Annotated in this window: 17 protein-coding genes and 2 pseudogenes; 7 read left to right on the forward strand and 12 right to left on the reverse strand. The window is 72.1% G+C overall.

Annotation, left to right across the window (positions count from 1 at the left end; genetic code table 11):
• Positions 1 to 370, reverse strand: a pseudogene (locus G6W55_RS31875) (aspartate-semialdehyde dehydrogenase); the annotation flags it as partial.
• A gap of 257 nt (positions 371 to 627) precedes the next feature.
• Between G6W55_RS31875 and G6W55_RS31880 the strand changes: the two are divergent.
• Together G6W55_RS31880 and G6W55_RS31885 are read left to right on the forward strand one after the other, a co-directional pair.
• Positions 628 to 1,158 (forward strand): sigma-70 family RNA polymerase sigma factor, encoded by a 531-nt coding sequence (locus tag G6W55_RS31880; protein ID WP_175524183.1) that lies wholly within the window; start codon positions 628 to 630, stop codon positions 1,156 to 1,158.
• A 1-nt stretch (position 1,159) separates the two neighbouring features.
• Positions 1,160 to 1,921, forward strand: coding sequence for a hypothetical protein (locus G6W55_RS31885; RefSeq protein ID WP_217687644.1), 762 nt, complete (start codon positions 1,160 to 1,162; stop codon positions 1,919 to 1,921).
• A gap of 78 nt (positions 1,922 to 1,999) precedes the next feature.
• Here the strand turns inward: G6W55_RS31885 and G6W55_RS31890 are convergent, their stop codons facing one another.
• The gene (locus G6W55_RS31890; RefSeq protein WP_175524184.1) at positions 2,000 to 5,317 is read right to left on the reverse strand and encodes a S8 family serine peptidase; all 3,318 of its coding nucleotides are present in this window, start codon (positions 5,315 to 5,317) and stop codon (positions 2,000 to 2,002) included.
• 238 nt (positions 5,318 to 5,555) lie between these two features.
• On the opposite strand from G6W55_RS31890, the gene G6W55_RS31895 reads away from it, so the two are divergent.
• Positions 5,556 to 6,020: an NUDIX hydrolase gene (locus tag G6W55_RS31895; RefSeq protein ID WP_175524185.1), complete on the forward strand. Its 465-nt coding sequence runs from the start codon at positions 5,556 to 5,558 to the stop codon at positions 6,018 to 6,020.
• A 104-nt stretch (positions 6,021 to 6,124) separates the two neighbouring features.
• Here the strand turns inward: G6W55_RS31895 and G6W55_RS31900 are convergent, their stop codons facing one another.
• Positions 6,125 to 7,201: a hypothetical protein gene (locus G6W55_RS31900; protein WP_175524186.1), complete on the reverse strand. Its 1,077-nt coding sequence runs from the start codon at positions 7,199 to 7,201 to the stop codon at positions 6,125 to 6,127.
• Positions 7,202 to 7,388: 187 nt separating this feature from the next.
• On the reverse strand, positions 7,389 to 9,998 hold the full coding sequence (pepN, locus tag G6W55_RS31905; RefSeq protein ID WP_175524187.1) for an aminopeptidase N: 2,610 nt from the start codon (positions 9,996 to 9,998) through the stop codon (positions 7,389 to 7,391).
• Between the two features lie 144 nt (positions 9,999 to 10,142).
• Here pepN and G6W55_RS31910 point away from each other — a divergent pair, with 144 nt between their 5' ends.
• On the forward strand, positions 10,143 to 10,787 hold the full coding sequence (locus tag G6W55_RS31910) for a DsbA family protein (protein ID WP_175524188.1): 645 nt from the start codon (positions 10,143 to 10,145) through the stop codon (positions 10,785 to 10,787).
• Between the two features lie 213 nt (positions 10,788 to 11,000).
• Here the strand turns inward: G6W55_RS31910 and G6W55_RS31915 are convergent, their stop codons facing one another.
• The 6 genes from G6W55_RS31915 to G6W55_RS31940 form a co-directional block, all read right to left on the reverse strand.
• Complete coding sequence (locus G6W55_RS31915; RefSeq protein WP_175524189.1) at positions 11,001 to 11,906, reverse strand: TauD/TfdA family dioxygenase; 906 nt, start codon at positions 11,904 to 11,906, stop codon at positions 11,001 to 11,003.
• Positions 11,907 to 11,918: 12 nt separating this feature from the next.
• Positions 11,919 to 13,253, reverse strand: coding sequence for an LLM class flavin-dependent oxidoreductase (locus G6W55_RS31920; protein WP_175524190.1), 1,335 nt, complete (start codon positions 13,251 to 13,253; stop codon positions 11,919 to 11,921).
• A gap of 83 nt (positions 13,254 to 13,336) precedes the next feature.
• Positions 13,337 to 14,041, reverse strand: a complete 705-nt coding sequence (locus tag G6W55_RS31925; RefSeq protein WP_175524191.1) for an ABC transporter ATP-binding protein — start codon at positions 14,039 to 14,041, stop codon at positions 13,337 to 13,339.
• Positions 14,017 to 14,859, reverse strand: a complete 843-nt coding sequence (locus G6W55_RS31930) for an ABC transporter permease (RefSeq protein WP_217687645.1) — start codon at positions 14,857 to 14,859, stop codon at positions 14,017 to 14,019. Before G6W55_RS31930 ends, G6W55_RS31925 begins: the two co-directional genes overlap by 25 nt.
• 45 nt (positions 14,860 to 14,904) lie before the next feature.
• Complete coding sequence (locus G6W55_RS31935) at positions 14,905 to 15,960, reverse strand: ABC transporter substrate-binding protein (protein ID WP_175524193.1); 1,056 nt, start codon at positions 15,958 to 15,960, stop codon at positions 14,905 to 14,907.
• A 206-nt stretch (positions 15,961 to 16,166) separates the two neighbouring features.
• Positions 16,167 to 17,384 carry an ROK family transcriptional regulator gene (locus G6W55_RS31940; RefSeq protein ID WP_175524194.1) on the reverse strand — a complete coding sequence of 406 codons (1,218 nt, stop codon included), beginning with the start codon at positions 17,382 to 17,384 and terminating at the stop codon, positions 16,167 to 16,169.
• Between the two features lie 424 nt (positions 17,385 to 17,808).
• Here G6W55_RS31940 and G6W55_RS31945 point away from each other — a divergent pair, with 424 nt between their 5' ends.
• Positions 17,809 to 18,390: a biotin transporter BioY gene (locus G6W55_RS31945; protein WP_175524195.1), complete on the forward strand. Its 582-nt coding sequence runs from the start codon at positions 17,809 to 17,811 to the stop codon at positions 18,388 to 18,390.
• 90 nt (positions 18,391 to 18,480) lie between these two features.
• Here G6W55_RS31945 and G6W55_RS31950 read toward each other — a convergent pair whose 3' ends face one another.
• Positions 18,481 to 19,209 carry an LPXTG cell wall anchor domain-containing protein gene (locus G6W55_RS31950; RefSeq protein WP_175524196.1) on the reverse strand — a complete coding sequence of 243 codons (729 nt, stop codon included), beginning with the start codon at positions 19,207 to 19,209 and terminating at the stop codon, positions 18,481 to 18,483.
• Between the two features lie 209 nt (positions 19,210 to 19,418).
• Here G6W55_RS31950 and G6W55_RS39480 point away from each other — a divergent pair.
• Together G6W55_RS39480 and G6W55_RS39485 are read left to right on the forward strand one after the other, a co-directional pair.
• Positions 19,419 to 20,105: pseudogene (locus G6W55_RS39480) on the forward strand (serine/threonine-protein kinase); the annotation flags it as partial.
• Between the two features lie 2,109 nt (positions 20,106 to 22,214).
• Complete coding sequence (locus G6W55_RS39485) at positions 22,215 to 22,778, forward strand: hypothetical protein (protein ID WP_175524182.1); 564 nt, start codon at positions 22,215 to 22,217, stop codon at positions 22,776 to 22,778.
• Between the two features lies 1 nt (position 22,779).
• On the opposite strand, the gene G6W55_RS31965 is transcribed toward G6W55_RS39485, so the two are convergent.
• Positions 22,780 to 24,255 (reverse strand): amino acid permease, encoded by a 1,476-nt coding sequence (locus tag G6W55_RS31965; RefSeq protein WP_175524197.1) that lies wholly within the window; start codon positions 24,253 to 24,255, stop codon positions 22,780 to 22,782.
• Positions 24,256 to 24,294: the final 39 nt, after the last annotated feature.

Below are 24,294 nucleotides of genomic sequence, written 5' to 3' on the forward strand. Positions count from 1 at the left end.
TGCAGTTCGGGTTGGCGATGATGCCCTTGGGGCGGTCCGCGATCGCGTGCGGGTTCACCTCGGAGACGACGAGGGGGACCTCGGGGTCCTTGCGCCAGGCCGAGGAGTTGTCGATCACCACGGCGCCCTGCGCGGCGACCTTCTCGGCCAGCGCCTTGGAGGTGGCGCCGCCCGCCGAGAACAGCACGATGTCCAGGCCGGAGTAGTCGGCGGTCGCCGCGTCCTCCACCGTCACGCCGTCCAGCTCGGTGCCCGCCGAACGGGCGGAGGCGAACAGCCGCAGCTCGGTGACCGGGAAGTTCCGCTCCTTGAGGATCCTGCGCATGACCGTGCCGACCTGACCGGTGGCTCCGACGATTCCGACCCTCACGGCGACTCCCTCTGACTCGTTCTGTCTATGGCGTTCTGTCTGGATATGTACGTAGTGCCTGGCCGTGGCTTCTCCATCATGCGGCCGACCCCGGCCCACCTGTCCAATTCTTTGCCCTGCATGCCCGAGGGCTGGGACGCCCCGCGCCCCCGGTGTGACGTACGCCTCCGCCGCCGCGGAAAAAGCGCCCGCGCCCGGCGAACGTTTCGGCGCGCCCCGGCGTCGTAGAGACAACGCGGCGAGGGGAGGGGTGTCTGGTGCTGCGCGGAATCGCGCGCCGCGCCCAGGGGGACGCCGGTCACGGTGATCCGCTGGACGCGGCGCAGGAACGCCGGGTGCGGGCGGTGCTCGCCCTGGGAGGAGTGCCGCAGGCGGACCTGCCGGACGGGGTGCAGCAGGTCCGTCTGCGGCTGCTGGAACGGGCGGCCAAGGGCTACGACGCCCCGCGCGACGTCTCCGCGTGGGCGGCGGTCGTCGCCTCCAACCTCGCCATGGACTGGCACCGGGCCAGGCGCCGCCAGGAACGCCTGGGCGAGCGGCTGGCCTCGCTGCGTACGCACGAGCATCCCTCGGGGGAGGACACCAGCGTGCTCTCCCTCGCGGTCGCGGAGGGGCTGGACGAGCTGCCGGACGCCCAGCGGCAGGTCGTGGTCCTGCGGTTCTTCGCGGATCTTCCGGTGCGTTCCATCGCCGACGAGCTGGGCGTGCCCGAGGGCACCGTCAAGAGCCGCCTGCACACCGCGGTCCGGGCCCTGCGCGCCCGCCTGCACGAGGACGAGGTGGTGTGACATGCCCGCCGAGAACGAACACGGCCCCACGCGCGAGAGCTACGACGGCATGGACGCCCTGATGGCCGCGCTTACCGACGCCCCGCTGTCCGACGAGGCCCGGGACGACCCCGGCTATCTGGCGGCCCACCGTGCGGCGACCGCCGACCTGACGCTGCTGCGCGACCAGCTCACCGTCCTCGCGGACACCCTGACGGGACCCGAACCGGCGCCCGCGCCCGTGCCCGAGTCCGCGCCCGTCGTACGGCCTCTACGGCGTCCGGTCCGGCCGGCCGGCCGTGCGCTGCGCGCCCTGGCGGTCGCCGCCGCCGGAGCGCTGGTCGTGGGGTCAGGCTGGCTGCTGGTGCAGACGGGCGGGGGCGCGTCCTCCTCCGACGCCAGCGGTGCCGCCGCCGACAGTTCCGACAAGAAGGCGGAGGCGGGGGCGGGCGGTCCGTTCGGGGACCCGGCGTTCCTGGCCTGCGCCCGGCTGGTCGTCGAGGGCGAGGTGACGGCCGTCGAACCGCTGCCCGGCACCGGCGACGAGCGGGTCACGCTGCGGGTCACCCGCGCCTACAAGCCGGAGGAGACGGCCGCGGAGGTCCGCTTCGCGCTGGCCCGGGACATGGATCCGCTGGTGGCGAAGGGCGACCATGTCCTCGTCGCCCTGGAGGAGGGGTCCGACTCGGCGGTGGTCTGGTCGGTCGGCGAGACCGGTGTCGCCGCCGACCGCGACGCGCTGGCCCGCGCGCTGCCCCAGGCGGGGGAGCGGAACTGCGGCTGAGCCCCGGGCCGCCGCGGACACGGCGAAGGGGCGGGCGCCCGTACGGACGCCCGCCCCTCCTGTCTCACTGCCGGGTGGTTACGGCGTGACCTTGCCGATCGCCACGCTGCCCAGACCGGCGACGGTGCCGCGGGCGTTGACGAGCTGGACCTGGCCGAAGAAGGCCCGGCCCTCGGGCGCGGGGGCCGCGGCGGTGACGGTCGCGGAGACCGGCGCCGTGGCGCCCGTGGCGAGCTTGACCGGCGTCGAGGAGTCGACGTCGACCGTGCCGAGCGCGGACGAGAAGAACACGTCCAGGTAGTCGTACGCCGTCGTGCCGGCCGGGACCGAGTAGGCCGCGACCTCGATGGTGTACGTGCCGGCGGCGGGCTTCGGGATGGAGACCGCCTCCTCCGAGTCGCCGTCGGCCTGCTGGGCGACCTGCTTGCCCGTGGAGTCGTAGACCGTCAGGTCCAGGTCGGCGGCGGTGTCCGAGACGTTGCCGATGGAGACGTCCAGGGACGCGGCACCGGCCGGGACCTCGACCGTGGTGGTCTGGGTCTCGTGGTTGGCGACGGTCGGGCGGGCCGCCTTGGAGGAGCCGAGCGGGCCGCCGACCAGCTTGCCGTCGATGGCGGCGAACTTGTTCGACACCTTCCAGGAGACGGGGGCCGGGGTGCCGACCTTCGCCTCGGGCACGGTCACGGTCGCCGGGTCGAACGTGGCGCCGTAGACGGTGACGTCCAGCTTGTAGGGGTTGTCGAGCAGCGGCGAGGTGCGGCGCGACTCGACCTCGATCTCCCAGACGCCCGGCTGCGGGGCGGAGTAGGAGCGGGCGTCGGGCTTGCAGCCGTTGCCGTCGAGGTAGTTGTTGTAGCAGTTGGTGGTGGCGGTGTTCTCGACCGCGACACCGTAGGGGTGGAGCGAGATGAAGCGGGTCTGGCTCTTGTCCTTCAGCCCGCCGATGGCGACCTCCAGGGAGGTGGCGCCCTCGGGGACGGTCACGAAGTAGTGCTGCGAGCTGTTGCGCTGCACGGTGTTCTTCGTGGAGAAGGTGTGGGCCAGCGGGGCCGAGACGACGACCGTGTTGAGGATCTGCTTGTCGATGCCCTCGGTCTTCGGGTCGTCGACCTCCAGGATCGCGCTCTTGATCCCGGCGGACTTCGGGGCGGCCTGGATCTTCACGGTGACTGGCTTGTTCAGGCCGAGCTTGACCTCGTCGGAGCCGACGATCCGGAAGGTGCCGGCCGCGTTGTTCTCCAGGTACAGCTCGTGCCGGATCGGCTTGTCGGCGCCCGTCGTGCGGGTGACGGTGACCTCGTAGGTCTTCTTCTGGCCGGCCTTGAGGCCGCCCTCGCGGTCGTAGACGCCGGTGCCGAAGCCGGGCGTCTTCAGCGCGAAGTCGAGCGCGGTGTCGACCGGGGCCTTCACCGTGTACGCGTGCGCGGTGGCGCCCTTCCGGATGGACTTCCAGGCGTCGACGATGTTGATGGCGCCGGCACCCTCCTCGTACGCCTGCACACCCTTGATGTGGTCGGCGGTCGAGGTCAGCGCGGTGCGCAGGTCCGCCGGGGTGAGGGCGAGCTTCTGCTGCTTGGCGGCCGAGATCAGCAGGGCCGAGGCGCCCGCGGCCTGCGGGGAGGCCATCGAGGTGCCCTGGAGCATGGCGTAGCCGGCCGGCAGGGAGTAGCCCGCCTCGGCGACCGGGGCGCCCGGCAGCCAGGTCTGGATGGTGTTGATCGCGGCGCCCGGGGCGACCAGGGTCGGCGTGAAGCCGCCGTCCTCACGCGGGCCGCGCGAGGAGAAGGGCAGCAGCGCGTACTTCTTGGTCACCTGGGAGCCGTAGTTGGCGGCCCAGGTCTCCTTGGAGATGCCGGCGCCGACCGAGATGACCTTGTCGGCCAGGCCGGGGTCGCCGATGGTGTTGGCGCCGGGGCCGCTGTTGCCGGCCGAGATGACGAGCTGGACGCCGTACGTGTCGATCAGGCGCGTGTACAGCTCGGCGCGGGCGTTGTTGCCGTCGTTGAGGCCCGGCAGACCGCCGATCGACATGTTGACGATGTCGACGCCGCGGTTGACGACGAGGTCGATCATGCCCTCGGTGAGCGCGACGTTGGAGCAGCCGGGGCCGAAGACACAGGCGCGCGAGGAGACGATCTTCGCGCCGGGGGCGGCGCCGTTCATCTTCCCGCCGAACAGGCTGTTCGCGGCGGTGATGCCCGCGACGTGCGTGCCGTGCTCGCTGGAGATCATGCCGATGTTGACGTAGTCGGCCTTGTTGCCGGCCGCGTCGTAGACGACGTCCTTGCGGGTCTCGACGACGAACGGGATGCGCTCGACGACGTCGGTCGACGGGTCGTCGGTGCCGAAGTAGGCGACCTGGAAGCCGTCCTTGTACGCCTTCATCGGGGCGTTGTCGGTGAAGTCCAGGTTGTCGTCGGAGTCGACGCGCACGGTGTTCGTCGCCGGGTCGTAGAGCACGCCCCAGGCGTCGGTGGTGTCACCGTCGCGGTTGACGTCGCCGAGCTGGTCGCCGCCGGCGGTCGCGGACTCGTAGAAGTAGTTGAACCGGTAGGAGCCGGCCGGGGCCTTGAAGGTCTCGGCGACACCGGTGGTCGCGGGGGTCCGGGTGAACTGCGGGCCGTCGGCCACGTTCGTCATCCGGCGCCACGACAGGTCGCCGTCGGAGACCGGGTCGGTCGAGGTGACCCAGTCGACGATCTTGCGCTCGCCGGTGGTGGTCTTCTGGAGGGCGGGGTGCCCGAGGTCCACGCCGGAGTCGAGGACACCGATGGTGACGCCGCGGCCGTCCGCCTTCGGGTTCTTCTTCACGAAGTCGACGGCGCCCGTCTCGAAGGACGGGTTGTACGGGTTCTCGGCGGGCGTGTTCTTGCCCGGGGCCTTGGCGGCCTTGCTGCCCGAGCCCTTCGCGGCGCCCTCGGCGGTGTCGGCGGCCGGCGTCGGGTCGTCCAGCGGGATGTCCTCCCGCAGGTCGATGGCGTGCACCGAGGAGAGCTTGGTGGCGGCGGCGATGGCCGCGTCGGCCTTGCCGGTGGGGACGGTGGCGCGGACGTAGCCGACCTTGTCGAAGGTGCGGCCCACGAGGCCGCCCTTGACGGCGTCCAGTTCCTCGGCGACCTGCTCGGTGCTGCCGGGGGCGGTCGCGACCATCAGCGTGACGGTCTTGTCGCCGTCGGCCTTGGCCTCGGCGAGGAGGGCGGCGTCGTCCGAACCGAGCTTTTCGTGGGCGGACTTGGCGCCCGGGTCGGCGGCGGCCGGGGCCCGGTCGGCGCCCGCGGCGAAGGCCACGGGTATCGGGCCGGCCGCGGACAGCGCTGCCACCAGGCCCGCGGCCACGGCTATGCGCACCACGCGTCTGGCGCCCGGGGCGGGCTCGCGCTGGGGGGTGAAGGTCATCGGCATCCCTTGTACGTAAGGAACGAGCGTCGGGCGACCGGGCTGGTCACATCCGGTCGCGAACGTCCGGAAGACGGTCTCGGACGAACGCAAAGCTTTACGCAAGGGGCACTTGTTTGGGGAGTGTTGACCGAAACGATATGGATGTATGGGGAAAACCCTCTACGGGAACCCTGTATGGGCCCTGTCCGGCCCCTGTGTCCCCCCGTGCCCGGTCTCGACCGGCTAACGTCGTTGTGTGCGAAAGAAGTTGAGGGTGGCCGCCTACGCCGTGTGCGTCCGGGACGACCGGATCCTGCTCGCCCGCTCACCGGCCGCCGACGGCACCCCGGAGTGGGTGCTGCCCGGCGGCGGCATGGAACACGGCGAGGATCCCCTCGACACCGTGGTGCGCGAACTCGACGAGGAGACCGGCTACCGCGTCGAGGTGACCGGCCTGCTCGGAGTGGACACCTTCCGCCGGGTCTTCGGCCGCGCGGGCTGGCGCGGCCCCGTCGACCACCAGGGGCTGCGCATCGTCTACGAGGCCCGCATCACCGGCGGCGAACTGCGCCACGAGGTGAACGGCTCCACCGACTTCGCCGCCTGGCACGACCTGGCCGCCGTACCGGAGCTGACCCGGGTCCGGCTGGTCGACGTGGCGCTCGAGCTGTGGCGGGAACGCCCGCGGGACGGCCGGGTGTTCGTGCCGCCGGAGGCATAGAGCCGGAGGCCCAGGGGCCTGGAGGCATGGAGGCATGGAGGAGGGGCCGCCGGTCCGTCGCCGGTGGCCCCTCCTCTCCCCTCCTGGTACCGCCCCGGCCCCTCCTACCGGGGCAGCACCACGACATACGCGGCCGGATCGCGGTCCCCGGCCGCCATCAGGGCCGTACGGACCACCGCCGCCTGCTGCTCCCGCGCGTCCCGCAGCTTCTTCGGCGTGATGTGGACGACCGTGATGCCGAGCCGCTCCAGGACCTCCCGCTTGCGGGCGTACTCCGACCACATCGCGTCCTCGTCCTGGCGGGGCGCCCGGGTGTCCAGTTCCACGGCCACCGCCTGCTCCGGCCAGTAGGCGTCCAGTCCGCCCAGATGCGGTCCCCCGGGCAGCCGGAGGTCGACGTTCCACACCGGGTCGGGCAGGCCGTACTCGGTGACCATCCGGTAGAGCCGCTCCTCCGCGATCGACCGGCCCTCGGCGAGCAGCGCGTCCACCGCGTCCACCACATGCGGCCGGCCCAGCAGCTCGGCGTCGTTCAACTCCCGTACCACCGCCGCCGGTTCGCAGTGTCCGCCGCGCACCGCGTCCGACAGCAGCCGCCGCACCAGGTTCGGGTCCGTCAGCTCGGCGACCGCGTCGGCCAGGGCACGCGGCACGGGGGCGACCGGGACGCCCGTGACCTGCTCGGGCGCGGGCAGCTCCGCCGTACGGACGATGTGCGCGAAGCCGGCCGAGCGCAGCCGGCGCCGGCGCGGGACCAGGACGGCGATCCGGTCCAGGGACGGCAGCGGGGGAGCGGAGGACAGGCCGTGCAGGGTGAGCGCCGCCAGGCCGGTGATCACGGCCTCCCGGTACCCCGGCCGGTGCGGTCCGCCGGCGTCCGGCTGGGCCGGCACCCCGGCCGCGGCCTTCGCCTCGCGGGCCGCGTACAGCAGCACCGCGTGCAGCCGCTCCTCGCTGGTCGGCGGCCCCGGGTGGAGCGCGAAGACCCCGGGCAGAAGCCGCTGCCAGGGCCCGCCGGGACGGCACTGCCCGTCGGTCTCCGCGGCGGAGACGCCGTGCGAGCGGAGCTGGGCGGCCGTCAGGACCCGCCGCCGTCCGTCACGCGCCAGGTGGCGCAGCGGGCGGGGGACGGAGGGGGCCGCGGCGGTGGTGGCGTGGGGGCGCGGGGTGTCGTGGTTCATGACTCGGGGATTCCGCACCTGATCCGACCTTTAACCGCTGTTACACACCCGTCGACATATACGGACAAGGCCGTACTAAAGGACGAGTGTTCGGATGCCGATAGGGCGCGGAAAACCCCTGGTCCGCACGGGGCGGACCAGGGGTTACGGGTGTGACTGAACGAATTCCGTAACGGTGACGGGCGGCTCAATCCTTGGCCAAAGCTCCCCGCTGCTCCTGGGCTCCCTGGGCTTCTTGTGCGCGCAGCGCCCGCGCCAGATCGTCCCGTCCCTCCAGCACCAGCCGCCGCAGCGCCGGCGGTGCCGAGGCGTGCGCGTCCAGCCAGGCGTCCGTGGCCTCCAGCGTCTCCGGGGAGTCCTGGAGGTCCGGGAACAGCCCCCTGACCACGTGCATCGCGATCTGGATGGACCGCTCCTCCCACACCCGGCCGATCACCTCGAAGTACTTCGGCGCGTACGGCGCCAGCAGCTCGCGCTGCGAGGGCTGCGCGAAGCCCGCGATGGTGGCCTCGACCAGCGCGTTGGACAGCGCGTCCGACTCCACGAGCTGCGCCCACGCCTGCGCCTTCACCGCCGCCGAGGGCCGGGCGGCCAGGCAGCGCACCTGGTGGCGCTTGCCGGACGCGGTGTCGTCCCGGGCCAGTTCCGCCGCGAGCGCCGCCTCGTCCGCCGCCCCGTGCGCGGCGAGCGGCTCCAGGAACGCCCAGCGCAGCTCCTGGTCGACCACCAGCCCCTCGAACGTCTCGGTGCCGTCCAGCAGACCGGTCAGCAGCGCCAGATCGGCCGGCTCCGAGGCCACCGACGCGAAGAACCGGGCCCAGGCGAGCTGGTGCTCGCTGCCCGGCGCGGCCGCCCGCAGATCCCGCAGCGCGGTCTCGGCCAGCACCCGTTCACCGGCGCGCCGCCGGCCTTGCGGCAGATAGTGGACGACCGCCGAGCCCGCCTGCGCGTGCAGGGTCTGGAGGACGCCGATGTCGGACTCGCCGTGCGCGAACCGGGCCACCAGGTCGATGAAGTCGGACGCGGGCAGCAGCGCGTCCCGGGTCAGGTTCCACAGCGCCGACCAGCACAGCGCGCGGGCCAGCGGGTCGGTCATCGACCCCAGGTGCTCGCGCAGGGTGGCCAGCGAGGTCGAGTCGAAGCGGATCTTGCAGTACGTCAGGTCGTCGTCGTTGACCAGCACCAGCTCGGGGGCGTCCCGGCCGGCCAGCTCGGTCACGACCGTGCGCGGGCCCGCCACGTCCGTCTCGGCGCGCGCGTACCGCACGAGCCGGCCCTCCTGAAGGCGGTACAGGCCGATCGCCACCCGGTGCGGGCGCAGCTCGGGGTACGACTCGGCGGCCTCCTGCACCACCGCCAGCTCCGCCACCCTGCCCTGCTCGTCGAGCAGCACCTGCGGGGTCAGCGCGTTCACCCCGGCCGTCTGGAGCCAGGAGCGCGCCCAGGCGGCCATGTCCCGCCCGCTGGTCTCGCCGAGCACCGCCAGCAGGTCGCCGAGGCGTGTGTTGCCGTACGCGTGCCGCTTGAAGTAGCGGCGGGCGCCCTCCAGGAACGCGTCCTGGCCGACGTACGCCACGAGCTGCTTGAGCACGCTGGCGCCCTTGGCGTAGGTGATGCCGTCGAAGTTGAGCTTGGCGTCCTGGAGGTCGCGGATGTCGGCGGTGACCGGGTGGGTGGAGGGCAGTTGGTCGGCGCGGTACGCCCACGCCTTGCGGCGGTTGGCGAAGGTGATCCAGGCGTCCTTGAAGCGGGTGGCGCCGACGTTGGCGAACGTGCCCATGAAGTCCGCGAAGGACTCCTTCAGCCACAGGTCGTCCCACCACACCATGGTGACCAGGTCGCCGAACCACATGTGCGCCATCTCGTGCAGGATCACGTTCGCGCGGGCCTCGTACGACGCCTGCGTGACCTTGCCCCGGAAGACGTACTCCTCGCGGAAGGTGACCAGGCCCGGGTTCTCCATCGCGCCGAGGTTGTACTCGGGCACGAACGCCTGGTCGTACTTGCCGAAGGGGTACGGGTAGTCGAAGTGGTCGTGGAAGAAGTCCAGGCCCTGCTTGGTGACCAGGAAGATGTCGTCGGCCTCGAAGTAGGGCGCGAGCCCCTTGCGGCACATCGCGCCGAGCGGGATCTCCAGGGTCGTCCCGTCCCCGAGGTCACGGGTGTAGACGTCCGTGACGTGGTGGTAGGGGCCCGCGACGACACAGGTGATGTACGTCGAGATCGGCCTGGTCTCCGCGAACCGCCAGACCCCGTCGCTCTCCGCGCCGGCGCCGTTGCTCCACACCGTCCAGCCCTCGGGGGCGCGCACCTCGAAGCGGAAGGGCGCCTTGAGGTCGGGCTGCTCGAAGTTGGCGAAGACCCGGCGGGAGTCGGCCGGCTCGTACTGCGTGTAGAGGTAGACCTCGCCGTCCTCCGGGTCGACGAAGCGGTGCAGGCCCTCGCCGGTGCGGGAGTAGGCGCACTGCGCGTCCACCACCAGCTCGTTCTCCGCGGCCAGGTCCTCCAGCAGGACCCGGGAGCCGTCGAAGACCTCGCCGGGGTCGAGATCGCGGCCGTTGAGCGAGACGGCCGTCACCCGCGGGGCGATCAGGTCCGCGAAGCTCGACGCGCCCGGCTCGTTGCAGCGGAAACGGATCGTGGTCACCGAGCGGAAGGTGCGCGGACCGGCCGCCGCCTCCTCGTCGGTGCGGTCGCCGAGGGCCGACCGGATGTCGAGCGACACGTCGTAGCTGTCGACGGACAGCAGGGCGGCCCGCTCCCGGGCCTCGTCGCGGGACAGATTCTCACCGGGCACGGGGGCGCTCCTTCTGGGCTGCTGCGGATCATGGCCGGACCGAACAGGAGCGATCCTGCCATGTGCCCCTGACGCCGGTCCGCGGGGAATGCGGGGCACGGGCTGCGGGTTTCCCCGGTAAAGCCTTATCTCATGAGGAGACACATGTCCGAGAAGACCCCTGTCGACTTCTGGTTCGATCCGCTGTGCCCCTGGGCCTGGATGACCTCCCGGTGGGTCCTGGAAGTGGAGAAGGTCCGTGACATCGAGGTCCGCTGGCACATCATGAGCCTCGCCGTCCTCAACGAGAACAAGCTGGACGAACTGCCGGAGGAGTACCGCGAGATGCTGGCGGTCCAGGCGTGGCAGCCGGTCCGGGTGGTCACCGCCGCCTGGCAGCTCCACGGCGAGGACGTCCTCGGCCCGCTGTACACCGCGCTCGGCACCCGGATCCACAACAACGGCGAGGGCCCGACCCTGGACGCCATCGCGGGCGCGCTGAAGGACGTCGGCCTGCCGGCCTCCCTGATCGACTACGCCGAGCAGACGGACTTCGAGTTCGACGCCCAGCTCCGCGCCTCCCACAAGGAGGGCATCGACAAGGTCGGCCAGGACGTCGGCACCCCGGTGATCGCCGTGCCCGGCCCCGACGGCAAGCAGATCGCCTTCTTCGGCCCGGTCGTCACCCCCGCCCCGCAGGGCGAGGAGGCCGCCCGCCTCTGGGACGGCACCCTCGCGGTGGCCTCGGTCCCCGGCTTCTACGAGATCAAGCGCACCCGGACCAAGGGCCCGGACTTCAGCAACCTCTGAGCCGCCCGTACGGCACGGAAGGGCCCCCGCGAGTCATGTCCTCGCGGGGGCCCTTCCGTCTTTCCGCCCGCCGCCGCGAAAGGTGAGAAGACGATCACGAGGCGGGACGTCCGCCCCCACCTTATTGCACATCGCTCGCAATTGCAGGAGGGCAGAAAGAAGGCCCCCGCGCGTCGGGCGCGCGGGGGCCTTCCATCGGGACGTCCGCGTGGGCTACGCGGCGGCGGGCGTCTCCGCCACCGGCGTGTAGTGCGCCGCGTCCCCCTCGATCGAGTAGCTCTCCTTGCCCTCGACGCCCACCGGCACGTCACCGGCGACCGTCACCCGGTGCAGCCGGCGCGCCTGCCGGTCGTAGTTGTCGACGGCGTAGTGCTGGGTGATCCGGTTGTCGAACAGCACGAGCTGGTTCTCCGACCAGCGGTGCCGCAGGATGTTCTCCGGCCGCACCACGTACGACTGGAGCAGATCGAGCAGCTTGCGGGACTCACCGACCGACAGGCCGACGATCCGCTGCGCGAACCCGCCGATGAACAGCCCGCGTTCGCCGGTCAGCGGGTGCACCCGCACCACCGGGTGCGCGGTGCGGTACTTGATGGACGTGAACCGGGCGCGCTGGGCGGCCCGTTCCTCGTCGATCTCCTCGGCCGGCACCGCGTAGTCGTAGTCGTTGGTGTGCTCGGCCCACAGGGTGTCCGCGAGCCGCCGCAGCGGCTCCGGGAGCTGCCGGTAGGCGGCCGCCGAGCTGGCGATCAGCGTCTCGCCGCCGTACGGCGGGAGCGTGAGCGCCCGCAGGGTGCTGGCCTGCGGCGGGTTGAGGACGAACGTGACGTCGGTGTGCCAGTGGTTGGCGCTGCCCTGCTCGCTGTCGACGGGCAGCACGTTCGGGGCGCCGTCCACCGCGGCGACGGTCGGGTGCGCGGTGGTGAGGTCCCCGAAGTGCCGGGCGAACGCCTGCTGGCCCGCGTCGTCGAGACGGACGTCGTCGAAGACCAGCGCCTTGTGGACGTTCAGCGCCTCACGGAGCGCGGCGACCGTGTCCGCGTCCAGCGGCCGGGCGAGGTCGACGCCGCTCACCTGGGCGCCGATGTGCGCGGTGACCTTGCGGATGTCGAGTGTCATGACCTGGACCTTTCAGACGAGGGCTGCGGTGTGCTGGTTGACGGGGCGGGGGAGGCCGTAGCGCTCCCGCAGGGTCTGGCGGCCGGGGTACTCGGTGCGCAGCAGACCGCGGGCGCGCAGGATCGGCACCACGTGGTCGACGAACGCGTCGAGCCCGGAGGGCAGGACGGCGGGCATGATGTTGAAACCGTCGGCGGCGCCCTGGGTGAACCAGGTCTCGATGGCGTCGGCGACCTGCTCGGGCGTGCCCGCGAAGGTGAGATGGCCGCGCCCGCCGCCGAGCCGGCCGATCAACTGCCGTACGGTGAGCCGGTCGCGGCGGGCCAGCTCCACCACCAGGGTGTAGCGGCTCTTGGCGCCCTCGACGGCGTCCTCGGAGGGAAGGTCGGCGGGCAGCGGGGCGTCCAGCTCCAGGGTGCCGGGAGGCAGGTTCAGCAGCCGCTCCAGGTTGGTCACCCCGTGCACATGCACGATGTGGTCCTCCAGCACCCGCTCGTTGGCCCGCGCCTCGGCCTCGGTCGAGCCGAGCACCGGCACGATGCCGGGCAGCACCTTGATGTGCCCGGGGTCGCGGCCGGCCGCCGCGGTGAGCGCCTTGAGGTCGGCGTAGAAGGACTGGGCGTCGGCGAGCGTCTGCTGCGCGGTGAACACGGCATCCGCGTACCGGGCGGCGAACGCCTTGCCGTCCGCCGAGGACCCGGCCTGCACCAGCAGCGGGTAACCCTGCGGCGAGCGCGGCACGTTGAGGGCGCCCTCGACCTGGAAGTACGTGCCCCGGTGCCGGGGCGGGTGGATCTTGGCGTCGTCGCCCCAGACGCCGGACGCCTTGTCGGCGACGATCGCGTCGTCCTCCCAACTGTCCCAGAGCTTCAGGGCCACGTCGAGGAACTCGGCGGCGCGCGCGTACCGTTCGGCGTGGGCGGGCTCCGCGTCCAGGCCGAAGTTGCGGGCGGCGTCCGCGCCGGCGGTGGTGACGATGTTCCAGCCCGCCCGGCCGCCGCTGATGATGTCCAGCGAGGCGAACTTGCGGGCCAGGTTGTAGGGGGAGTTGTAGGACGTGGACGCGGTGGCGATCAGCCCGATGTGCTCGGTCGCCGTCGCCAGGGCCGTGAGCAGCGTCAGCGGCTCCAGCGCGCCGGACGGGCGCTGGGCGACGCTGCCCCACAGATGCGGGCCGTCGGCGAGGAACAGCGAGTCGAACGTGCCGCGTTCGGCGGCCCTGGCCAGCCCGACGTAGTGGTCCAGCTCCACATGGGCGTACGGGTCGCTCTCGGGGAGCCGCCAGGACGCCTCGTGGTGGCCGGTGTTCATCAGGAAGGCGTTGAGGTGGAGGGTGCGGGGTGGCATGCGGTGTCCTCGGATGTCCTCGGGTGTCCTCGGAAGGAACGAAGGAATGAAGGGCGGGAGGAATGAAGGGCGGGGGCGACGGGTCAGCGGACGTCTTCCGTCACGCCGAGTGCGGCCAGCAGCCGTGCGCGGTAGTCGCCGTGCGGGACCTCGCGGTCCACGGTCAGGTCGAGACCGATCCGGCCGTGGTCGAGGACCAGGATCCGGTCGGCGAGCGCGATCGCCTCGTCCACGTCATGGGTGACGAGCAGCACGGACGGCCGGTGGCGCTGCCACAGCTCCCGCAGCAACGCGTGCATCTTGATCCGCGTGAGCGCGTCCAGCGCCCCGAACGGCTCGTCGGCCAGCAGGAGTTCGGGTTCGCGGACCAGGGAGCGGGCCAGTGCGGCGCGCTGTGCCTCGCCGCCGGACAGCTCGTTGGGCCAGGCCCGCTCACGGCCGGCCAGACCCACCTCGGCCAGGGCCTCCCGCCCCTTCTCCACGCCGTCGGTGCCCAGCAGCACGTTGTCCAGCACCCGCCGCCAGGGCAGCAGCCGGGAGTCCTGGAAGACGACCGACACCCGCTCCGGGGCGCTGAGTTCGCCGCTGCCGGTGACCTCGTGGTCCAGGCCGGCGACCGCCCGCAGCAGGGTGGACTTGCCGGAGCCGCTGTGCCCGAGGAGGGCGACGAACTGACCGGCGGGGATCTCCAGATCGATGGCGTCGAGGACGACCCGTCCGTCGAACGACCGTGTGAGACCCCGCAGTCGGACGGCGGGACGGGTCAACTGCTCAGTGTGCGGCGCCACGACAGCACCCTCCGTTCGATGAGACGGACCGCGCTGTCGGAGATCAGACCGAAGACGCCGTAGATGAGCAGGCCGACCAGGATGACGTCCGACTGGCCGTAGTTCTGGGCCTGGAACATCATGTAGCCGAGGCCGCTGGTGGCGTTGATCTGCTCCAGGACGACCAGACCGAGCCAGGAGCCGGTGACACCGAGCCGGAGTCCCACGAAGAATCCGGGCAGTGCGCCGGGGATCACGATCTCCCGGATGAAGCGGAGCTTCGACAGGCCCTGCACCTCGGCGAGTTCGACGAACCGGTGGTCGATGCCGGACAGCGCGGCATGCGTGTTCAGATAGATCGGGATGTAGACGACGATCGCGATGATCGCGATCTTGAAGGTCTCGCCGATGCCCAGCCAGAGGATGAACAGCGGGATCAGACCGAGGGTCGGGATCGCCCGGTTGAGCTGGACCGTCCCGTCGATCAGCGCCTCCCCGGAGCGGGTGAGCCCGGACGCCAGGGCGAGGGTCACGCCGGCGGTGAGGCCGATCGCGAACCCGTACCCCGCGCGTTCCAGCGAGGTGACGATGTCGGTGGGCAGGGTTCCGTCGGTCCACAGATGGACCCCGGTGTCCAGCACGGTCCAGGGCGCCGGGATCGCGCCCGGGTCCAGCCGTCCGGCGGCGGAGGCGGCGGCCCACAGCGCGAGCAGCACCAGCGGTCCGACGAGCCGGGAAGCGGGCAGCCGCTTGCCGGGGGCGAGGCTGCGGCGGCGGCGCCTGCGGGTGGGTTCGGGGGGCGCGGCGACCGGCGGGGCCGCGGTCACGGTCGTTGTCATGGCGGTCACTTCCGGTGCTCGACGGCTGTGGGCGTGGTCATGGCGTCACTTCCGGTACTCGGCCGGCACGGCCTCGGCGGCCAGGTGCTCGAAGCGGTGGTCGAAGAGCGGGGACACGTCGAACTTCTTCACGAACCCGCCCTCCGCGAGCAGATCCGCGGTCTCCTGCTCCCACGCGATGGCCTCGTCCCAACTCGGCGGGAACAGCGGCTTGTTGGCGAGCGCGGTGATCGCCTCGGCCTGCGGGAGGGTCAGGTTCTGCGTCTTGACGTAGAACTCCTTGTTCCAGACGTCCGGGTGCTCGTACTGCCAGACCTGGCCCTGCGCCCACTGCGGGATGTACGCGGCGACGGCGGCGGCCTTCGCCCGGTCGTTCAGCACCGACACCGGCGCCCACAGCAGGCTGAGCAGGTCGACGACGTCCGTGGTGATGGTGCGGGCGCCCTTCGCCTCGTACTGCTGGAGATAGGCGGGCGCCTGGCTGTTGCCGAGCGGGGCGATGTCGACCTGGCCGGACTGGAGGGCGGTCAGGAACTGGTTGCTGGTCAGCGGGACCAGCGTCACGTCGTCGTAGGCCAGACCCGCCTTCTTCAGCGCCCGCAGCAGCACGACACCCTGCGCCTGGCCCTGCGAGAACGCGAGGCGCTTGCCCTCGAAGTCGGCGACCGAGCGGATGTCGCTGCCGGGCTTGGTGGCGAAGAGGTAGTTCGGCTTGCGCGTCACGTTGATCGCGACGATCTTCGCGTCGAATCCCTGGTAATACGCCTGGATCGGCGGAATACCCGCGTTGTTGGCCAGGTCGAGGGATTTGGCGCGGAAGGCGTTGATGACGTCGGGACCGGCCCCGATGTTCAGCCAGCTCGACACCGTGAAAGGCAGCTTCGGCAATTTCGCCAGCTTGAACTGGAGTTCCTGGGCGTTCTGGAAGGAGGCGATCTTCAGACTGGTGCCGGCCGGCACCTCGGTCGCCAGCGGTGCGGTGGAGGCGCCCTTGGCACTGGTGGCGGCGGTGCCGTCGGCGCAGCCGCTGAGACCGGCGACGCCCGCCGCGGCACCGAGCAGAGACGTGAGGAAAAGTCGACGGTCAAGGGTCGAAGACATGACGGAACCCCTAGGGGGAAGAGAGAGAAAAAGGCAGGCGAAATTCCGGGCAGCGCCAAGGGAATTAACGCGGAAGAAGACAGACACAAGGCAGGAAGATGGGCGCGCTCCCGGCGCACCGGGGCGTCAGCAACAGAGAGTGCGACAGCTCATGGATCGATCGTCCTGTTCACGTGCGGGGCCTGTCAACATTCGGAGTTTCTGAATTAATTCGATTCGGATGCGGCCGACGGCATGGTCAGCGGATCGCGGTAGAGCACGTCGAGCGCCACCGCCCCGCCCGCCACGGCCAGCACCGAGTCCCCGAAGCTCGTCGGCACCACGGACCCGGCCCGCCCGGCCCCGACCTCCTCGCGCAGCGCGGCGAGGCAGTCCTCCCGGTGGATGACACCGACCTCGGTGACGACGACCCGCTCCGGATTGAGGACGTCGAGCAGCAGCCCCGCCGCCCGCCCCGTCATCCGCGCCCGCTCGCGCAACAGCCGTACCGCCACCGGGTTTCCGTCCTGCGCCGCCGCGAGCACCCGCATCGGGTTCACCCCGTCCACGACGCCCGCCTCCCGGGCCCGCCGGCACAGCGTGCGCTCGCTCAGCTCCACCTGGAGGCAGCCGACCCGCCCGCAGGCGCACGGCTCCGTCCCGCCGGCCAGCGGCAGATGCGCCACGGCCCCCGCCTGGGAGCGGGGGCCGTGATGCACCTCGTCATGGGTGGCGAACGCCGCGTCGACCACGTTCCCCACGAACAGATGCAGCACACTGCGGCTGCCGCGGGCCCGGCCGAACAGCCGCTCCGCGTTCACCAGCGCCCGCGCGTGCCCGTCCACCCGCACCGGCAGCCCGGTGCGCGCCTCCACGACGTCCCGCGCCGGCACGTCCCGCCAGCCCAGCAGTGGATGCTCGACCACGGTCCCGGAGTCCCGGTCCACCCAGCCCCCCGCGGCGAGCCCCACCCCGAGCGGACGGTCCCGCCCGGACGCGGCGAGCAGCTCCGCCAGCCCGTCGGCGGCCCGCGCCAGCACCCCGTACGGCTCGGTGCTGCCGCGATGCTTCAACTCCTGCCGCGCCAGCACCCGTCCGCGCAGATCGAGCAGCGCGACCGTGGTGTACGGCACCGCCACATGCACCCCGCCGACCAGGTACCGCGAGTCGTCCAGATCGACCGGCACATGCGGCCGGCCCGCCCCGTTCGACCGGCGCGGCACCGCCGACTCCCGGATCAGGCCGAGGCCGGAGAGCCGGGCGCAGTGCTCGGTGACGGCGGCCGGGGACAGCCCGGTGAGCCGGGCGATGGTGGAGCGTGCCACCGGCCCGTGTTCGAGCACGGACCGCAGGACCACGCTGGCGCTGGTGCGCCGCCGGTCGCTGTCGGCGACACGGGGGACGGGGGACGTCGTACGGACTTCAAGGGCCGCGGTGCGGGGCATGGTTGACCGTCCTCGGGAACGGGGCCGACACGTCTCGGAGGCCGAGGCGCGCCGGGACCGCGCCTCAGACCGGGCGGCGACAGGTGGCCGTGCCCTGGCGTCGCAGGTCGACATAGCGACGCGACGTGAAGTTCAGGGCCTGGGCAACCATGGCTGGAAGCGTAGGGCAGGAACGGTGAATCCGACCAGAGCACTCGGATTCCTTTGGTGAGAACACACAAGCCCGCCGTCTCGCCGAAAGGTGAGCGAAACATCCCCACCTCAGTGATCGGTGTCACGCCGTACCGGGTGTAACCGCCTTCGTTTGTCCGGAGCCGACCAAGGTCACGTTCTTCCCTTTGTCGATCGCTGACGGTGAGCGGCCGGTGGGCGCTGGGATAGCGTCGCCGTGTCCCGAACCGTCCCACCCCGCCGGAGTCCCCCAATGAGCACCGCCGTCGCCACTCCCGCTCGCACCGGACAGGTGCTCGCCGACCTGATCCCCGCCTCCCGAGTCCGGGACATCGCCCTCGTGGCCGGCGGCGCCGCGCTCACCGGCCTCGCCGCCCAGATCGCGGTCCCGATCCCCGGCTCCCCGGTGCCGGTGACCGGCCAGACCTTCGCCGCGCTGCTCGTCGGCACCACGCTCGGCACCCGGCGCGGCTTCCTCTCCCTCGCCCTGTACGCGGTGGCCGGTGTCGCCGGTGTGCCGTGGTTCGCGGGCGGCACCTCGGGTGCGGCGGCCGTCTCCTTCGGCTACATCCTCGGCATGATCCTGGCCTCCGCCGCCGTCGGCGCGCTGGCCCGCCGCGGCGCCGACCGCAACGTGTGGCGGATGGCCGGCACCATGCTGATCGGCGAGGCGATCATCTACGCCGTCGGCGTCCCCTACCTCGCCTACGCCGCCGACATGTCGCTCTCCGCCGCGGTGGCCGCCGGGCTCACGCCGTTCCTGATCGGTGACGCCGTCAAGGCCGCGCTGGCGATGGGGCTGCTGCCGAGCGCGTGGAAGCTCGCCAAGCGCTGACGGGGGTTCGGTCTCCGTCGGGGAAGAGGCTCGCCGGGTCGTGCGATACGACCGTGAGGCGGGCCTCTTCCGCGTTTCCGGGTGCCGGGGTCAGCTCACCTCGCCCTCCGGCCGGCGGCGGGACGCCCACCACAGCCCGGCCGCGCCCGCCGCGAACAGCGAGACCCCGGCCGCGCCCAGCGGCAGCAGCTCGCGCCCGGCACCGGTCTTCGGCAACTCGTCCGGTGCCACGGGGGTGTTGTCGGTGCCGAGGAGCAGCGGGGTGGCCGGGGCGTTCGGTGACGGGTTCGTCGTACCGAAGGGCACCGGGCCCTGCTGCCAGAACGTCTTCGTCCCGTCCGCGGTCTGGACGGGCAGACAGATCTTTCCGGTCTTCCCGAGATCGAACGTGGCATCGACGTCGTACGATTTCGAGGCTTCCGCCGCGAGATTGCCGACGGCGCAGGAGAATCCGCTGTTCGAACCCTCCGGGAGATCCTTTTCCGGGATCGCTGTGCACCCTTCGACGTTTTTGACGGTCAGTCCGTCGAATCCGACGACGAGCAGCCTGATGTCTCCGCTTTCCTCGGTTCCGTCATTCTTCACGGTGGCGGTGATCGCCGTTTCCTCCGACGTGTTGTCGACCGAGATCCGGTCGGGCAGCAGCGTGGTCAGCCGCACCCCGGCCGGTGCCTCGTCGACGGCCTTTCCCCCCTTGTCGCTGCCGGGCCCCTGACCGTCGTCCGCCCCGGCCGGGGCGGCCAGCAGCAGTACGGCGGCGAAGGACGCCGCGGCGAGCGGCAGTGCTCCGGCGACGGTCGTCCTGTGTCGAGAACTCATGTTCGTCCCCCCCTCGGCTGCGCCTGAATTCGCAGTACTTGAAGAGGTACCACAAGATTTCTCCGCACTATGCTGGTGCGGCATGAATTGGTAGGACCGGGCAATGGAGGGGGTGCAGCGAATTGCCGGGGAATTCGGATAGCGGCGGTGTTCCAGGTTTTCTGGTGGCGGGGCGCTACCGGCTGGTCGAAAGCATCGGCCAGGGGGGAATGGGGCGGGTGTGGCGGGCGTCCGACGAGATGCTCGACCGGCCGGTCGCCGTGAAGGAGATGCGGATCGACGGCCTCGACCCGGAGGACACCCGCACCCGCCGCGAACGCGCCCTGCGCGAGGCCAGGGCGACGGCGCGGATCGACCATCCTCAGGTGGTGCGCGTCTACGACGTGGTGGACGCGGGCGAACGCCTGTGGATCGTCATGGAGTTGGTGGCCGGGCGCTCGCTGGAGCGGGTGCTGGTCGAGGACGGGCGGCTGGGTCCGCGGGCGACGGCCCGGATCGGGCTCGGCCTGGTCGCGGCGCTGCGGCAGGTGCATGCGCGGGGGGTGCTGCACCGGGACATCAAACCGGGCAACGTCCTGGTGGAGGAGGCGGGGGAGTCCGGGGAGTCCGGTGACGGGCGGGTGGTCCTCACCGACTTCGGCATCGCGGCGATCCAGGACACCAAGGCGCTGACGATGGTGGGCATGCTGGTCGGCTCGCCCGACTACATGGCGCCCGAGCGCATCGCGGGCCGCCCGCAGGGGCCGCCGTCCGACAACTGGTCCCTCGGCGCGACCCTGTGCGCCGCGCTGGCCGGGCACTCGCCGTTCTCCCGCGACACCACCCTGGCCACGCTGCACGCCGTCCTCTACGACGAGCCGGTCCTCCCGCCCGAGGCGGGCCCCCTCCGCCCCATCCTCACAGCCCTCCTGGAAAAGGAACCAACGCTCCGAGCGTCGTTGTCCGACGTGGAGCGGGGCCTACGCCCGGTGGCGTACCCGACCCCGCCCCCGACCTGGCCGGTCACCGACCCGAGCCTCTCACCAGGCCCTGCGGCGGGAGGCCGCCACGCCCCGACGGGCGAAGCGGAACCACTGCCCGGCGCGGGTACCCCCGACCCTCGCGCCTCCAGGGGTCCCACCACCCCACACACACCCTCGGAGCCCAGGCCCCCCGGCGGCTCCGCCACCCGGCCGGCTCGGGAGGGCGCCGCCCCGGAGCCTGGCGGGACCGTCCCGCCGGCCGAGGCGGGGCCGCGGCCCCCAGGCATGGCGCCGGGTGCGGGTGTCTCTGATCCGCGCGGCTCAGGGGGCTCCCTCGCTCCGCCGGTTCGGGACGGTGCCCCCGTGGCGGAGGCGGGTCCGCGGCCCCCAGGCTCCGCGCCCGCCGCAGGCACCGGCGCTGCCGCCGACGGCTCCGGGGGCTCCCTCGCTCCGCCGGTCCCGGAGGGCGTCCCGGCGGCTGAGGCCGAGCAGCCTCCGGACTCGGTGCCCGGCGCAGGCGCTGCCGCCGGCGGCTCCGGGGGATCCGTCACCCTGCCTGCGACGGAGGGGCGTTCGCGGGCCGGTTCTGGTCCGGCGTCTTCGGGGCGAGTGCCCGGCGACTCCGGGGGCTCTCCAGCTCCGCCCGTCCAGGACGGTGCCCCTGCGGCTGTGGCGGGGCCGCGGCCCCCAGGCATGGCGCCGGGTGCGGGTGTCTCTGATCCACGCGGCTCAGGGGGCTCGCTCGCTCCGCCCGCCCCGGAAGCCGATGCCGGGCAGTCTCTGGAGTCGGCGCCCGGCGCAGGCGTCGACGCCGTTGGCTCCGGGGGATCCGTCACTCCGCCTGCTGCGGAGGGGCGTTCGTGGGCCGGTTCTGGTCCGGCGTCTCCGGGGCAGGTGCCCGGCGTCTCCGGGGGCTCCCCGGCTCCGCCCGTTCGGGACGGCGTCCCTGCGGCTGTGGCGGGGCCGCCGCCTCCAGGGATGGCGCCGGGTGAGGGTGTCTCTGATCCACGCGGCTCCGGGGGCTCGCTCGCTCCGCCTGCTGCGGAGGGGCGGCGGGTGCAGAACGGTTCTGGTCCGGCGTCTCCGGGGCAGGTGCCCGGCGTCTCCGGGGGCTCCCCGGCTCCGCCCGTTCGGGACGGCGTCCCTGCGGCTGTGGCGGGGCCGCCGCCTCCAGGGATGGCGCCGGGTGAGGGTGTCTCTGATCCACGCGGCTCCGGGGGCTCGCTCGCTCCGCCTGCTGCGGAGGGGCGGCGGGTGCAGAACGGTTCTGGTCCGGCGTCTCCGGGGCAGGTGCCCGGCGTCTCCGGGGGCTCCCCGGCTCCGCCCGTTCGGGACGGTGTCCCTGCGGCTGTGGCGGGGCCGCCACCCCCAGGCATGGCGCCCGGCGCGGGTGCCTCTGATCCGCGCAGCTCCGGGGGCTCCCCCGCTCCATCTGCTCGGGAGGGTGTCCCCGCGGCTGAGGGCGGACCGCCGCCCCCAGGTCCGGTCGGCGCCGGGCCTCGTACGTCCGGGGGCTCGCTCACTCCGCCTGCCCGGCGGGACGGGCCCGGTGCGGGCGTCGGCAGCGGGTCCCACAGCTCTGAAAGCACGCCCGACCAGCCTGCGCGGGGCTCCGGCGCGGGCGTCGGTGACCCGGGAGAGACTGCCAACCCACCCGCCCCAGAGGCCCGTTCACGTGTGAACTCGGGACCCGCGTCCGGTCCGCCCGGAGGCACCGCGCCTCGCGACTCCGGGGGCCCGCTCACTCCGCCTGTCCGGCGGGACGGGTCGTCGCCCCTGGGTCTGCCGCCCGGCGCGGGCGTCAGTGGTCCCGGGGAGGCTGCCAACCCGCCTGTCCCGGAGGTCCGTTCACATGTGGACTCGGGGCCCGGCGCTGTCACCAGGGATTCCCGCGGCCTGTCCGGCCGGGAGGGTGCCCCCACCTCCCTCGCCCGTGCCGCCGCCGAGACCCAGCGGCGGCCTGTGCCGGGTGGGGGGTCCGCAACGCCCTCCGACCGCACCCGGCGTCGTAGCGTCATAGCCGCCGCAGTCGGGGTCGTCGCCGTGGGGGCCGTCGTCGCGGGGGTCCTCGTGTTCGTGCCCGGGGGCGAGGGCCGCGAGGCCGTGGACACGCCCTCGTCGGGGACCGCCTCCACGGCGACGACGCCCGCCCCCACCGTCCAGGGCACCTCCCGCCCCCGCAGCCTGCCGCCAGGCGCCCGGGTCGAGGCGGGCGGGTTCGCCTGGGTGACGCCGAGGGGGTGGCAGCGGGACGTGAAGACGGGCGCCGAGGTGCACTACACCTCGCCCGACGGCACCCAGGAACTCGTCGCCAAGTCCTCCCTCGCACGCGGTGACCTGATGGACACCTGGGAGACCTCCGAGCACAACGCCCGCCAGGGGCAGGACTACGTGAAGATCCGGCTGGAGGAGACGACGTTCAGGGGACGGCCCGCGGTCGTCTGGGAGTACACCTTCACCCTGCGCGGCACCCCCTGGCACGCCCGGCTGCTCGGCTTCGACGAGCGAGGGAAGTCGTACCAGATCAACACCTGGTACCAGCCGGGCGTGGAGGGCGACGCGCTCCGCACCTACGAGAGGGTCAAGGACGGCTTCACCGTGCTGTGAGCTACTTCCCGGCGGCCTCCGGCGCCGAACCGCGCGGCGCCACCCGCTGCTTCACGAAGGCCACCGCGACGACCAGCGCCGCGACGAGCAGCGACAGCAGGACGGTCGTACGGCCGCTGCTCTCGCCCTCCGTGTCGGTCAGCATGTAGCCGAGGACGAACACGATCAGCGCGGCCGCCGCCCAGGTCAGATACGGGTACAGCCACATCCGCACGACCAGCTTCTCCGGCGCCTCCCGCTGGATGATCTTCCGCATCCGCAGTTGCGAGAAGCAGATGACCAGCCACACGAACAGGGCGACCGCACCACTGGAGTTGACGAGGAAGAGGAAGACCGAGTCCGGGAACTTGTAGTTGAAGAACACGGCCACGAAACCGAACACGACCGACGCGACGATCGCCGTCATCGGCACCCCGCGGGACGTCGTCCGGGCGAACGCCTTGGGCGCGTCCCCGCGCTCACCGAGCGAGAAGGCCATCCGCGAGGCGGTGTAGAGGCCGGAGTTCAGACAGGACAGCACCGAGGTCAGCACGATGAAGTTCATGATCTGGCCGGCGTGCGCGATACCGAGGGAGTCGAGGGCGGCGACGTACGAGCCGTCCTTCTTGATCGAGGGGTCGTTCCACGGCAGCAGCGTCACGACGACGAAGATCGAGCCGAGGTAGAAGACACCGATCCGCCAGATGATGCTGTTGGTGGACTTGGTCACGGCCCGCTGCGGGTTCTCGGACTCGCCCGCGGCCAGCGTCGCGATCTCGCTGCCCATGAAGGAGAAGACGACGAGCAGCACGCCGGTCAGGATGGCGCCGGGCCCGTGGGGCAGGAACCCGCCCTCGCCCGTGAGGTTGGCCAGGCCCGCCTTGTCGCTGTCCACACCGGGCAGCACACCGAACACGGCCAGCCCGCCGACGACGATGAACGCGCCGATCGCCACGACCTTGATCCCGGCGAACCAGAATTCGAACTCCCCGTAGGAGCCCACGGAGACCAGGTTGGTGGCGGTCAGCACCACCATCACGATGAGCGCCCACGCCCACTGCGGTACGGCCGGGATCCACCCTTCGAGGATCGCGGCGCCGGCGGTGGCCTCCACGGCCAGCACGACGACCCAGAAGAACCAGTACAGCCAGCCGATGGAGAAGCCGGCCCACGGGCCGAGCGCACGGTCGGCGTGGGCGGAGAAGGAGCCCGAGGTGGGGTTGGCCGCGGACATCTCGCCCAGCATCCGCATCACCAGCACCACGAGCGTGCCGACGAGGGCGTACGAGAGCAGGATGCCGGGGCCCGCGGTGGCGATGCCGGAGCTGGATCCGACGAACAGCCCGGCGCCGATGACACCGCCGATGGCGATCATCGACAGATGACGGTTCTTCAGGCCCGCGTGGAGACCCGAGCCGCCGGACGCACCGGGGTCTCCGGGTCCGGCGGGTCCTTCAGGGCCGCGGTCGGCCTTCGTGAGGGTCGGCTGCGAAGTCATGGGGGTGGTTTTCCTTTGCGCCGTACAACAAGACGGTCC

Source organism: Streptomyces sp. CAI-85 (assembly GCF_013363615.1).
GTDB classification, from domain to species: domain Bacteria; phylum Actinomycetota; class Actinomycetes; order Streptomycetales; family Streptomycetaceae; genus Streptomyces; species Streptomyces antibioticus_B.